Source organism: Kolteria novifilia, from assembly GCA_007748055.1.
GTDB classification, from domain to species: domain Bacteria; phylum Planctomycetota; class Planctomycetia; order Kolteriales; family Kolteriaceae; genus Kolteria; species Kolteria novifilia.
On sequence record CP036279.1, the window covers coordinates 4,782,811 to 4,795,237 of the forward strand.

9 protein-coding genes, 1 tRNA gene and 1 pseudogene are annotated in these 12,427 nt (G+C 62.6%); 5 read left to right on the forward strand and 6 right to left on the reverse strand.

Translation table 11 applies throughout. The features are described from left to right. Positions 1 to 93 precede the first annotated feature (93 nt). The 3 genes from Pan216_RS17560 to Pan216_RS17570 all read left to right on the forward strand — a co-directional run bounded on the left by Pan216_RS17560 (position 94) and on the right by Pan216_RS17570 (position 5,148). Complete coding sequence (locus Pan216_RS17560) at positions 94 to 876, forward strand: tetratricopeptide repeat protein (RefSeq protein WP_145259835.1); 783 nt, start codon at positions 94 to 96, stop codon at positions 874 to 876. A gap of 259 nt (positions 877 to 1,135) precedes the next feature. After that, the gene (locus Pan216_RS17565) at positions 1,136 to 2,455 is read left to right on the forward strand and encodes a DUF1552 domain-containing protein (RefSeq protein ID WP_145259836.1); all 1,320 of its coding nucleotides are present in this window, start codon (positions 1,136 to 1,138) and stop codon (positions 2,453 to 2,455) included. A gap of 203 nt (positions 2,456 to 2,658) precedes the next feature. Beyond that, positions 2,659 to 5,148, forward strand: a complete 2,490-nt coding sequence (locus Pan216_RS17570; RefSeq protein WP_419193689.1) for a DUF1588 domain-containing protein — start codon at positions 2,659 to 2,661, stop codon at positions 5,146 to 5,148. 21 nt (positions 5,149 to 5,169) lie between these two features. Here Pan216_RS17570 and Pan216_RS17575 read toward each other — a convergent pair whose 3' ends face one another. The 4 genes from Pan216_RS17575 to Pan216_RS17590 form a co-directional block, all read right to left on the reverse strand. Continuing rightward, positions 5,170 to 5,370 (reverse strand): hypothetical protein, encoded by a 201-nt coding sequence (locus Pan216_RS17575; RefSeq protein ID WP_145259840.1) that lies wholly within the window; start codon positions 5,368 to 5,370, stop codon positions 5,170 to 5,172. A 152-nt stretch (positions 5,371 to 5,522) separates the two neighbouring features. Then, positions 5,523 to 8,147 carry a cbb3-type cytochrome c oxidase subunit I gene (locus Pan216_RS17580; RefSeq protein WP_145259842.1) on the reverse strand — a complete coding sequence of 875 codons (2,625 nt, stop codon included), beginning with the start codon at positions 8,145 to 8,147 and terminating at the stop codon, positions 5,523 to 5,525. After that, positions 8,144 to 8,545, reverse strand: a complete 402-nt coding sequence (locus Pan216_RS17585; RefSeq protein WP_145259844.1) for a hypothetical protein — start codon at positions 8,543 to 8,545, stop codon at positions 8,144 to 8,146. Before Pan216_RS17585 ends, Pan216_RS17580 begins: the two co-directional genes overlap by 4 nt. Before the next feature lie 84 nt (positions 8,546 to 8,629). Continuing rightward, entirely contained in the window at positions 8,630 to 9,853 is a 1,224-nt protein-coding gene (locus tag Pan216_RS17590) for a molybdopterin-dependent oxidoreductase (protein WP_145259846.1), read from the reverse strand. A gap of 393 nt (positions 9,854 to 10,246) precedes the next feature. On the opposite strand from Pan216_RS17590, the gene Pan216_RS17595 reads away from it, so the two are divergent. Together Pan216_RS17595 and Pan216_RS28470 are read left to right on the forward strand one after the other, a co-directional pair. Next, positions 10,247 to 10,330, forward strand: a tRNA-Leu gene (locus Pan216_RS17595). A 125-nt stretch (positions 10,331 to 10,455) separates the two neighbouring features. Further along, positions 10,456 to 10,695, forward strand: a complete 240-nt coding sequence (locus Pan216_RS28470) for a hypothetical protein (RefSeq protein WP_419192663.1) — start codon at positions 10,456 to 10,458, stop codon at positions 10,693 to 10,695. Here the strand turns inward: Pan216_RS28470 and Pan216_RS28475 are convergent. Together Pan216_RS28475 and tnpC are read right to left on the reverse strand one after the other, a co-directional pair. Beyond that, a pseudogene (locus Pan216_RS28475) lies at positions 10,669 to 10,794 on the reverse strand (tyrosine-type recombinase/integrase); the annotation flags it as partial. The gene Pan216_RS28470 and the pseudogene Pan216_RS28475 overlap by 27 nt on opposite strands. A gap of 77 nt (positions 10,795 to 10,871) precedes the next feature. Further along, positions 10,872 to 12,410, reverse strand: coding sequence for an IS66 family transposase (tnpC, locus tag Pan216_RS17605; protein WP_419192664.1), 1,539 nt, complete (start codon positions 12,408 to 12,410; stop codon positions 10,872 to 10,874). Positions 12,411 to 12,427: the final 17 nt, after the last annotated feature.

Sequence of the window (12,427 nt, forward strand, 5' to 3'; positions counted from 1 at the left end):
GAGATGGTGCCGACCGATCGCGGCTTGTCAGGAGCGACGACGGCCGGCAACTCCCTTCGGAACTCCCTCCATGGTCGAAGGAACGCCAACGACATGCTCGCGTATTGCCTTCTTTCCCTGCTGCTGGTCGCCAACGAAGAGAGCGATTCCTCCCCCCTGCCCTCGGAGGTGCGGACGGCGCTCGACGAACTCCTCGAAAACCAGCTCGACGCCTACGACAAGCTCCTCGCCGAGAAGCCGAACGACCCCGAGTTGCTGCTTGGTCGCGGATCGGTCCACTTCAAGCTCGGTCATTTCAAGGAATCGGTCGACGACTTCGACAGCATGCTCGACGTCCTACCGAGTTACCGTCCACGCCTGTGGCAACGGGGGATTTCGCTCTACTATCTCGATCGCTTTCCCGAGTCGGCCGAACAGTTCGTCGTCCACCACGAAGCCAACAGCACCGACCGCGAGAATGGCATCTGGAAGTTCATGGCTCAGAGCCGCGACGAGGGGACCGACAAAGCCCGGCGCGAGATGATCGAATACACCCAGTTCGACCGGGAGCCCTTTCCCGATCTCTACGACATGTTCGCGGGGAAAAAGACGCCCGAGGAGGTGCTCGATCGCATCCAGAAGGAGGAAATGACGACCAACGAGCGCGACAAACGCCTCTTTTTCGGCCACCTCTACGTCGGCATCCATCACGACTTGCAAGGAAATCGCGCCAAGGCGCTCGCGCATCTCCGCGAAGCGGTCCGAAATCCCTGGGGGCAGAAGGCCGGTGGCGGGCCGACTTACATGTGGCACGTCGCCCGGATCCACCACGATGTGCTGAAAAGCGGGGGAAAATCACTCCCGAAGAAGCCGGACAACCCGACCACGAAGGACTGATTCGGCAAAACTGGAGCCGATTCATCTCAAGAGACGTCGAGGCGGAACTTCCCACCCGGCAACCAGTTGTGTTCGCAACAAATGGCCACAAAGCTATTTGCAACAATTTCTCGAACGGTTAAAATAAAGGCCTTGCCTCAGGCATCTTAAATGTAGCGGCCATCCGGTTCCCCAAACCGGTCGCCGTGTGGGTTCAAGAAGTCTCGCCCGCCAACCCGATAGCAGACCACCTACCGTAAACCTTGCCGAAAGTTTCGACATGCTCAACCGTAGAACGATGCTGCGACACATGGCGGCCGGTGCCGGCGCCGCCTTTAGCCTCCCGCTGCTCCCCAACCAACTGATGGCGTCCCCCACCAGCAACTCGACGCCCAAGCGAATCATCTTCTTTTTGCAGAATCAGGGCTTTGATCCGCTGACCTGTATCCCGGACGGAATGACCACAAGCGGCTCGCTCGCCAAGGCCAATTTGCCCGAGCCGATCAGCGCCCTGGAACCCTACAAGGAACGGTTACACATCATCAACGGTCTGCACGGTGTGCATACCAGCCCCTCGCACAGTGCGTTCTTCGGCGCCCTGGGCGGCTACCGTGGTGGTGACGGCGTGCCCCCGAGTGCCTCCACGATCGACTACGAGCTGAGCAAAGTCCTACCCGAGACCCTCTTGCCTCATCTGTGCATCGGCATGGACTCGATCGAGAACATGACGACCAAGCCCACGCTCGCGACGCTGTCGGCCAGCGGCGCCGGTCAACCGATCTTCATGTACTCGAACCCCAACCACCTCTATCAGATGCTCTACGGCGGCATCTCCAGCGGCGATATTCGTCGGCAACACGAAGCCCGTTCAAACGTCCTCAATCAGGTCGAGCAGTTCGCCTTCAACAAAGGTCGGGCGCTCCCCGCCGCCGACAAGCAGCGCTATGGTCAATACGTTCAGGGATTCAAGGACGTCAACGGTCTGCGCGATCGACTCGATACCGTCGCCGATCATCTACGCAAGTTCGCGCCCAAGGTGGACGAACGCTACACCAAACCACAGTTCGAAACGGACTGGCACGATGTGCTGCTTGACCTCGGCATCTCGGCCCTCACGTCGGGGATCACGAACACGCTGACGATCGCCTCCGGTCGCGGCGAGATCTTCGGGGCATGGAAGGGTCTCGGCATCCAACAGCAGGGACACAACCTTGGTCACATGGATCAGCCCGACAACCCGATCTGGGTCAAGATCCGCCAGTACAACAGCCGCATGCTGGTGAAGATCATGGAAACGCTCGAGAGCGTCCCCGAGGGCAGCGGCACCATGATGGATCACACGCTGATCGTCTACACGAGCAACAACGCCGACAAGCAGCACACCAGCGGTGCCAACTGGCCGGTGATGTTGTTGGGCAACTTCGACGGCGCCTTCAAGACCGGTTGCTTCACCCAACTTCAGGGCAAGCGACCGATCAACTCGCTTTATACCTCGCTCCTTCGGGCCTCTGGCGTCGACTGCGATCGCTTCAACATGAGCGAACAACTTGCGAAAAAGTTCGACGACGGCAACGGCCCCCTCAAGGAAGTGTTGGCGTAGCACGCCGTCAAGACCTGATGTTCGGGTGCCGCTGGCTGCTTGTCAGCCAGTGCCAACAAGTTCGCGCGCCACCAACACGAACATCAGGTTGAAACCGAGCATGAACTCCTTCCGCGGTCGCAGGCATGCGACTCCTCGCCGAGCCCCATGGACAATGCCGGAGACCAAGAGTGACTTCCCAAGTGCCGCTTGTCGTCGCGATCGTGCTATCTGGTAGCCTGCTAGCCGAGGCTGGTGGCGAGGTCTACACGCCTGGGCAAAAGCTCAACAAGGACTTCGACGGCTTCGCCCGCCCCTTCCTGGTCCAACACTGCGTCGACTGCCACGGCGACACCGACCCCGAGGGCAACCTCTCGTTGCACGACCTCGGCCCGGTGGATGAAGTCAACTCCGGGACTTGGAAGTCGGTCTGGGCCCAGGTCACGCTCAAGGAAATGCCGCCCAAGGATATGGACCAACCGGAGGTCGTGCAACGGCTACAATTCTCCGACTGGATCGTCGGCGAGCTCAAGCGGGTCATGCACGACAAAGGCGGGTTTCACGCCCATCTCGACCCGAACAAGGGCAACTTCGTCGACCACGAACTCCTCTTCGGCAAGCTCCCCGAAGGCATCCAGCTCGTCCCGACCTCCTCGCCGGCACGCATCTGGCGCGTCACGCCGCAGGAACACATCACGCGGCTAAACGAGCTGATCAATCGAGAGAAGGAGTTCGATCCCGAAAAGCCCGGACTTCGCACCCACGGCGATGTCGTCCCCACCAACCACGGCGGCGAACTGAAGCTCTACTTCGGCACCGATCGCATCATCAAATGGCAAGGGGGAACGGTCGCCTACGCCACGGCGGTCAAGAGCGTCCCCGCCGTCCTCTCCTCGCATCGCGACCACGGGCTGGAGAACTATCCCGATTTTTACACCGTCAACAGCGCCGAGGCGACCCAGATCATGGGCATCGCCAACGACATCATTCGCTACATGGCGGAAGGTCCGCTCAGCATCGCCGAGCCCTATCAGATCTCCGACGACATCCGCTCCGTCATGGATCGGTGGGACGGCGACATTCGCGGACTGCCGACCAGTCTCGTCTACAGCACGCAGGTGATGCGTCCGCTGACGCCCGTCTACGACCTGATGAAGGAGGAAGAGGTCACCGACGAGCGACTGCGGGCCGCGGTCGACTATCTCTTCGAGGCCCTCACCTTCCGACCGCCGCAGCAATGGGAATCGGACCAGTATCTCGGCATCGTCAAGCAGTCGATCGACAAGCTCGGCAAAGAGGACGGCGCCGTTCTCGGCCTCTCGTCGATCTTTCTCGATCGCGACGCCCTCTTTCGCCCCGAACTCGCCCAGAAGGGTGAACCGGACCAGTACGGCCGCGTCGTGCTCCAGGACTGGGAGCTCGGCTTGGCGGTCAATCACGCCCTCCGCTACATCAAGCCGGATGAGACCCTGCGCAAGGCGATCGTCGAGGGGCGAATGCGGACCCGAGAGGACGTCAAACGCGAAGTCGAGCGCATGCTCGCCGACGACAGCATCCGCAAGCCGCGCATCCTGCGGTTCTTCCGAGACTACTTCGACTACGATCTTGGCGGCTACATTTGCAAGGATGGCAAGGCGCTCGCCGACACCGGCGTCAGCAACCGTGGTCAGGCCCACTACCGCGCCATGTTCGATGGGACGGCGAGCACCGATCGGCTCGTCGAGCTGATCTTGGCCGAAGACAAGGACGTCCTCAAACGGTTGCTGACCACCGACCAGGTCGTCGCCACCGAGCGGGACAACATCTACTTCGGCACGCGGCGAACCCGGGAAGAGGTGCGAGCCTCCATGGCCGCCGCGAAGAAGGCCGAGGAGGAACGCAAGGCGAAGGAAGCGGCCGAACTGGAGGCGTGGAAGAAGGCCAATCCGGGCAAGAAGCCGCCCAAACCCAAGAAGAAGCCACGCGTCGACATCAACCACAAGGTAACTCCGGTCGATCTAACGGGACCGCCGATTTACGCCCGGGTCAGTCGTCGCAGTTTCGGCCGAGGCTCCATGCAGCCGGAGCGCGTTCTGGCAAAAGCTCCCGAAGGGCAGCGGTTGGGGATCCTCACCCACCCCAGTTGGCTGGTCTCCCACTCCGACGCGATGGACAATCACGCCATCCGCCGGGGCCGGTGGATTCGCGAGCGACTCTTAGGTGGCGGCATTCCCGACGTTCCGATCACCGTCGACGCGATGTTGCCCGACGAGCCTGAGCACACGCTCCGCGAACGGATGCGGGTGACTCGGGAGACTTACTGTTGGTCCTGTCACAAGAAGATGGACCCGCTCGGACTTCCCTTCGAGATGTACAACCACTCGGGCATCTACCGGGAACTCGAACTCGAGAAACCGGTCGACACCACCGGGAAGATCATCGACTCCGGCGATCCATCGCTGGACGGCAAGGTCGCCAACGCCCTGGAGATGATCGAGAAACTCGCCGAAAGCGAGCGCGTCGAGCAGGTCTTCGTCCGTCACGCCTTCCGCTTCTGGATCGGCCGCAACGAGACCCTCAACGACGCCCCCGTGCTGCAAGACGCCTACCGCGCGTACAAGGAGAACGGCGGCAGCATGAACGCCATGCTCCTCTCGCTACTGACCTCTGACGCGTTTCTCTACCGCACCAGAACCGAGCAGGCATTGGCCGAGTCGAACGCGGCGAAGAACTGACGGCGCCTGCACGAGAATCACTCACGACGAACGGTCCGTGGTCGACGGCTGTTCGTCGTCCTCCGATTGGCGGGTACGTTCACGACGCGCGGGACGATCCCACGATAGGACTTGATACTTGGGCGATTCCATCCAACGACGCAGCCGAGGCGACAAGAGCCACACCAGGCTGAATCCCACCAACATCAGCGTGACCGCGACGACAATTAGATTGATGCCCATCGCTTAGGTTCTCATTGGGTTAGTCGTTATCCGTCAAGTCTAGTGTGCCATGCTCACGTTCGCCGTCAGCGTGCTCAAATGCCCCACGCTCGCATGGGCATTCGAGAAATGTCTTGATTCGCCGATCTCCTGCCCGCTTAGGCAACGAGACTTCATCGACCACTCGATCGTCCCGGCTGGAAGAAGGCTCGGAGATATCGAGCCAATAGACTCCGCTCGCTGGCATCGAGCTTCTCGTTCCATGCCGGCATCGCACTCCCCGGCACACCGTTGGCAATCGTCGTCTCGGCCGACTCGCGGTTGGGGCGAATCCACTGAAATCGTGTCGGGGCCGGCGCTAGGTTCGTCGCAAAACCGGCTGGCCCTTCCCCACGGGCCCCGTGGCACTGCTGGCAATGCCTGAGATAGAGCGACTTGGCCCGCTCCAGATCTTCTCCCTTGAGTTCGGGCGACGCGTCACCCGCGACCTCCAACGACTGCACGTAGATGATGAGCGCCTGTAGCTCGACACTCGGCAACTTGTGCCAGCCGGGCATCGAGCTGCCTGGGCGACCCCGCCACAGCGAGTCACTCAACGACGCGGTGGAGAAGTGAGCACTCGTGAGGTTTCGCGGCGGAGGCAACAGCGCCGTCGCCGCGGGACCATCCCCGCGTCCCTGGGAACCGTGGCAACCACCGCAATGCTCGAGATAGACCTCCCGCCCCTTGCGCGCGAAGCGTTCCCGCTCGCTCGCCGACAGATGCGAGACGGTGAAGAGCGGCGCCGGGCCGAGCTCGCGCGGGATAGCGCAGTCGCAGAACATTCCCATCGCCTTCTCCTCCTCGGGATCCATTCCCGACAAGGGGCGCGGGCCGACCCGTCCCGCCAAGCGCGCGTTGCGTCCGAGCGATTCGAGGTACGCGACCAAATCGACGGCATCCTGATTGGGGTTCTCGATGGAACCGTCGAACAACCACGGATAGCCAGGCATCATCGACTGGGGCACGACGAAGCGAGGGTTCCAAAGATGCGCCAGTTGCCAGTCGGGCGTGCGCCGTCCCGATTCGCGGGCCAAGTCCGGCCCCACGCGCCGCGTGCCCCACATCTGAGGAACGGCGTTATCCTCCTCCCACGCTTCGCTGGGCGGGCCAAAACGATCGACGTCGGCCACCGTGAACCTGATCAACTGCGAGTGGCAGTTGACGCACCCCTCTCGGGCGTAGATTTCGCGGCCACGTCTTTCGCTGGCGGTCAAGTCGGGCAAGTGCTCGGGCTTGGTTCGCTGGATCTCCTCCTTGAGGACGACATTGGGCAGCACCCCAAGCACCACGAACGACACGGCGAACATCCCGACACCGGCTCCGGCGGTGATGACGTACGCTCCCCGCAACCAGGCCAACGCGTGAAACTCTTCCTCCTCAGAATCCTCCGAGTCTCTGGTGACGACTTCGGACGGCTCTCCACGCGGACCGATCACCATGCTCAGCGCCACCAGGGCAAACCCAGCGATCAACACCATGCCCGATAGCGAGCGGATGAACCAATAGGGTCCCGAGGCGGTTACCGAGTCCATGAACGGGGCCGACGACTCCCAAAGCTGCCCCTGCACCAGTCCGGCGATCGTCAGATCGAGCGTCATCAGCCCCAGACCGCTGACCAGAACCCAGAAGGCCGCGTTCGCGAGACTCGCTTGATAGCGAAAGCTCGGGATGCGCTCCCAAACGTGCAGCAAGCCGCCGATCGCGGTGAACGAGGCGAAACCGATCATCGCCAGATGGGCGTGGCCGATGACCCAATCGGTGAAGTGGACGAACCGATTGACCGGCATCAACGCCTGCATCGCTCCCTGCAAACTGACGAGCAGATAGCTGATCACGCCAAGCCAAACAAAGCGAAGCGGGACGCTGGAGACAACCGTCCGCGAGCAGCCGCGCAGCGACACCAGAAGGTTGCCGACCACCAGAATGACGTTGGCGCCGAGGTAGACCGACGCGACGATCGCGCCGACTTGGGCCTCCATCGGGATCGAGGAAAAGACGTAGTGATGGGTCCCGTTCAGCGGGTAGACCATGAAGAGCATCCAGAAACCGACCATCGACAGGAAGTGGCTGAAGATCGGTTTACCCGTCGTCGCGGGGATCACCAAGTAGGCGATCGCGAGCGCGAGGGGAGTGACGAAGAGACCGACGGCATCGTGGATCCAGAGCCCGCTATAGGTGGCCCCTCGGGCGCCGGGCACGAACTCCGGCACGAAGTTGCCGATCGGATACGCCAGCAACGTGAAGACCAAGCCGCCGATAATGTACCATCCCGAAACGTACAAGTCGGCGATGCGTCGATGCAAGAACGGTAGGACGAACTGGATGGCCGCCAACACCATCGCGACGATCACGACGACATCGATCGCGATGGGGAACTCGCCCCATTCCAAGGGCTGACTGATGCCCAGTTGCACCAGGAGCCAACCGGGGATCACGAGGAGGAGGTTCCAGACGACGAAGAGGATCCAGCCTAGCCCGACACCCGTGGGCGGTCGGCCGGCGAGCCGTGGGGTCGCGTAGTAGAGGAAGGTGAGAAAGGCGTTGCCAAGCCACCCGAAGAAGACGCCCTGGGTGTGGGCATAGCGGAGCCTCCCCCATGTCAGCCAAGCGCTGTCGCTCATGAGGTCGGGCCAGTGGAACTTCAGCGCGACCGTCAATCCCAGAAGCAGGACGTAGCCGACCATCACCAGCGCCGCGACGCCGTGCGCCCAAATCAACCCGTCGAAGGCATGGGGCGATTCCTTCCGGTCACTCATCGAGGTCTCCCAATCGCCGCTTGCTCACCACCCTCGGGCATTCCCGCGAGTTGTTTCCTCGCGGAGATCGCGGTGAGATAGCCGACAATCTCTTCCTTCCGCGTCGCGCCGACGGGAGCCCCGTAGACGTTGATCATCTTCTCGACAATCTTCCGCCAGCGCTCTTCCGCGAACGGGGGCTGGTTGAGGACCAAACGCGTCGAGTGGCAAATGGTACACGACGTTTGGAACGTCGAACGGTTCGGGCCCAGCGGTGGGACAGGCTCCTCGTGCGGCATGGTGATCGAGACGGTCCTGGCCGCCGGCGTCGACGGTTCCCGCTCCGCGGGAGGGGCCGTCGGTGGAGCCTCACGAATCCCCCAGTAGGAGATCACGCCCGCGCCGACTCCAAGTCCCACCAATACCACCGTTTGGCCAACTGCTCGTTTCCAACGTCCGGGCGCGACCATGTTTCTTCCGAATGGGCTTCGTCAAATGCGGGTTCAGGACACCGTGAGCGCTAGTTGTTCCACCACGTTTCGCATGTAGCCGGCATGATTCCATCCCGGCTCCAGCGGCTGTTGCTCCCCCTTGTTGCTGGTGGCGCGGACCAGGAGAACGTGCCGACCGGGGGTGGGCGTCCAGTCGTGGTGCCAGCGACGGAAGGAATAGTTCCCGTGATCCGTCCCCAACTTGGCGGCTTGCCATGTCTTCCCGGAATCGGCCGAAAGCTCGACCAGGCGGATGCCGCTGCCCCCATCGAACGCGAATCCTTCCAGCGAGCAGGGTTGATGCCGGGTGACGACCGTCCCTTGATCGGGGAAGGTAAAGAAAGAGCGGACGTTCATTCGACTGATGGGCACCGTCTCGGTCGCGAGGTTGTCGGGCGTCTCCACCGCGTTCGGCGTCGTCGGAATGCGGTAGGCCTTGTCCATCCAAAAGCCCGTAAACGGCTTGTCGACCACCGTGATCTCGCTGAGCGACTTGATCCACCACGTCGCGTACCAACCGGGAACGACCAAGCGGGCGGGAAAGCCATTCAGCATCGGCAATGGCTCCCCATTCATCGCGTAGGCGACGAGGATATCGGAATCGAGGGCGAGTTCGACCTTCAAGGACCTCACGAAGTCGGGAACGCTCTGAATGCCGCCTCGATCGAGCCCGCGAAAGGTCACTTCCACCGCGCCGGCCTTGATCCCCGCCCGCTCGAGCAGCGTCTCTAGCGGAACGCCGGTCCAACGGGCGTTGCCCATCGCTCCGTTCTCCCACTGCGCGCCCGGGACCCGCGGATCGGCGAGTGCTCGCGAGTTGCCCGAACACTGGTTCACCGCCGCGATGGTGACCGGCTCGAACTCGCGCAGTTCCCGCAACGAGAGTCGTAAGGGTTGCTTCACCTCGCCGCCAACCGTCAATCGCCAACGACGTGGGTCGACTTCGGTCGGCAACATCTGCAGGTGCCACCGAACGTAGAACGCCTCGTTCGGCGTGAAGTCGCTACGGAAGTAACGCCAGGGTGTTTCCAGACAGGGAGGCCGGCTGTTGATGACCCGCATCGGGATCTTGCCGGGAAAACGCATCTCGTTGAGTTCGAGCGACTCGGCGGTCGGGGCGGGGGCTTCTCGCTGACAACCCAGCGGCACCAAGCTCCCCAGGCTCGCCATCGATACCTGCCGGAGCCACCGCCTACGGCCGAGCAACGCTTCGGTCACCTTCGAGTACTCCGCCATCGCGTCCCTTTCCGAACGCTCGCGACTGGTCGCGCCGTCCCGAGAGTTCCTTACTCGATCCCTCCCCATCGTCAAGCAAACGCCCCCGAGGGACAAGTCTCGATCCCAACCCGCGAACGCGCACAGCCCTGTACCAAGCCACGACCTTCCGTTCTCCGATCGCCGAGCGTTCACGATCACCCGCCGGAAGTCATCCTCGAGCTCCAAGCGAAACGCGCCATTGGCGATGGGCGGCCCTCGTCATAGAATAGGTCGCTTAACAGCCCGTTGATTTGAGCGGGCCAAGGCGAGTACGAGCACGGTTGAGCCAGATCGCGTTTCTACGACGCGGCGTTTGCTCAACAGGGCCGTTCGCAGCCGGCACCGAGTAGATCAACGGGCTGTTAACCACTTGCCCAAGTGGCGGAATTGGCAGACGCGCTAGATTCAGGTTCTAGTCCGGGCAACCGGGTGGAGGTTCGAGTCCTCTCTTGGGCACTGACTTGTTGAGACCCTTCCTGATCGCAACAAACCCCTTTGTTTTCCTTGTGAATCGCTTCCGACGGGTCGCATTGACCGGTGTCGCTAGGTGACTCGCGAGACTCCCCGAGGGGAGCCCTAGTTTGCATACCGTTGCACTGTGGTGCCGAGATTTCGGCCCCTTTTTCGGCACCATCGGTTCCGATCGCGCGGAGTTCCTGGACCTCGAGCCGGCTCGGTTCGCCGACGGGAGGGAGAGCCGTCTCCACGGCGGCCCCCTGGTCGTAGAGACCGAAGTGAGTGTACGTCCCCATCGTCAGATTGATGTCGGAATGGCGGGCAAGCTGCTGGGCCATCCTCGGCGGCACGTTCCCTCGCGATAGGTTCGTGATGAACGTCGCGCGGAGCGAATGGAAGTCGACCGAACGCCCATCATCATCCTTCGAGGGGATGCCCGCCCGCTTGAGGTCCGAGCGGATCATCTCCCACGTTCGTGAGCGTTGCAACGGTGGCGTGTGGGAGAAGCAGGAGCCGATGACGACGGGGAACCGGTCACCGATCAACGAGGAGTGGCGGCAGGGGCGCGGCGTTGGGCTCGGCGGGCGCGTTTGCGGTCGGCTCGTTGGCGAGCTTCGTCGGCGCGCTCTTGGAGACGATGCTGGGGGTGCTCGTCGATCCAACGGTCGGGTAGCAACGAAGGGAGATCCGAAGCCGGAGTGGTCGGCAGGCGGGTGTAGACATCGCGGAGGTAGGCGAATGGATCGACGTGATGGCGGTTGCAACTCTTGGTCAGCGTGAAGAAGGTGGCGGGGGTCTCGCCTCCTTGGCTGTTGCCGAAGAAGAGCCACGCCTTGCGGCCGAGGACGGCGTACTTCAGCGCCGCTTCGGTGCGGTTGTTGTCGATGGGAATCGCCCCATGGTCGAGATAGCACGCGAAGGACTGCCACCGGTTGGTCATGTAAGCGATGGCGGCGCGCAGCTTCGATTTCGGAAGCTCCCGCTCGTGCTGCTCGAGCAGCCACTGATGGAGCTCGGTCACGATCGGCTTGGCGTCGCGTTGCCGCAGGGCGCCGCGTTGTGACACACTACTGTCACGGGCGCGATCTTCGATGTCGTAGAGCCGCTGGAAGTAGCCGAGGGCGGTGTGCGTCCGCACGCTCGGCGCGCTGAAGTGGATTTCCTCGAACTTACGGCGCGCATGAGCCCAGCAGCCGACGGGGACGATCCGGTCGTCCGCCGCGGCGATTCGCTCGTAGCAGGTGTAGGCGTCCGACTGCAAGTAACCCTGGAAGCCGGCGAGGAACTCGTCGGGACCATCGCGGCTGCGGTCGGGCGTGAAGTGGAAGCAGTCGTAGGGATGGGCATTGTCGCCGACGGTGCTCCAGAGATAGGTCTTGGTGCAGCCAGGCGGCTCGCCCGCCAACATCTTGACCGGCGTTTCATCGCAGCCCAGCACCTCGGACTGCAACGCCAGCCGACGCATCAGTTCGACCAACGGCGCGACCGCCAAGGCCAGGGCGAAGAGCCAACGCTGTTGGGTGCCGCGGCCGATGCGGCAGCCGTGGCGAGCGAGGATGTCCTCTTGTCGGTAGTAGGGCAGATGGTCGGCGAAGCGACTGGCGGTCAGATGAGCCCAGAAGCCGGGGCCGGCGTAAGCGTCGATCAACTGCGGCGGCTTCGTTGCCGAGACGATCGTCGTCTCGCCCGATGCTTCGTCGCGAACGATCACCTCTTGGTAATGTTCGATCACATGGATCGAAGCGGGCGTGAACTCCAGTTGCTCGCTGGTCTTCTTGAAGAACCGCCGGGCGGCCGGATCGCTCCTCAGCTCCTCGGGAACCTCGTGCTCGTCGAGTTCGTGGCGGACCGTCTTGCGCGGCAGCAACTCGGGGAAGAGACGCCGGCCGCGTCCCTTGCTGGTGCGGCGTTCCGGTGACGGTTCGTCGTCATCGCTCTCGTCGTCGTCGCCGGAGCCTGAATCGTCGTCCGCCCCGACGATTGTCGAGTCGAACAAAAGCCCCTGCTGGGAATCGTCGACGAAGCGTTCCCGCCGCCGGCCGTACAAGGTCCGCTTGAGCAAGTCGACGTCGCTCTGCAAGCGATCGATCGTCTCCT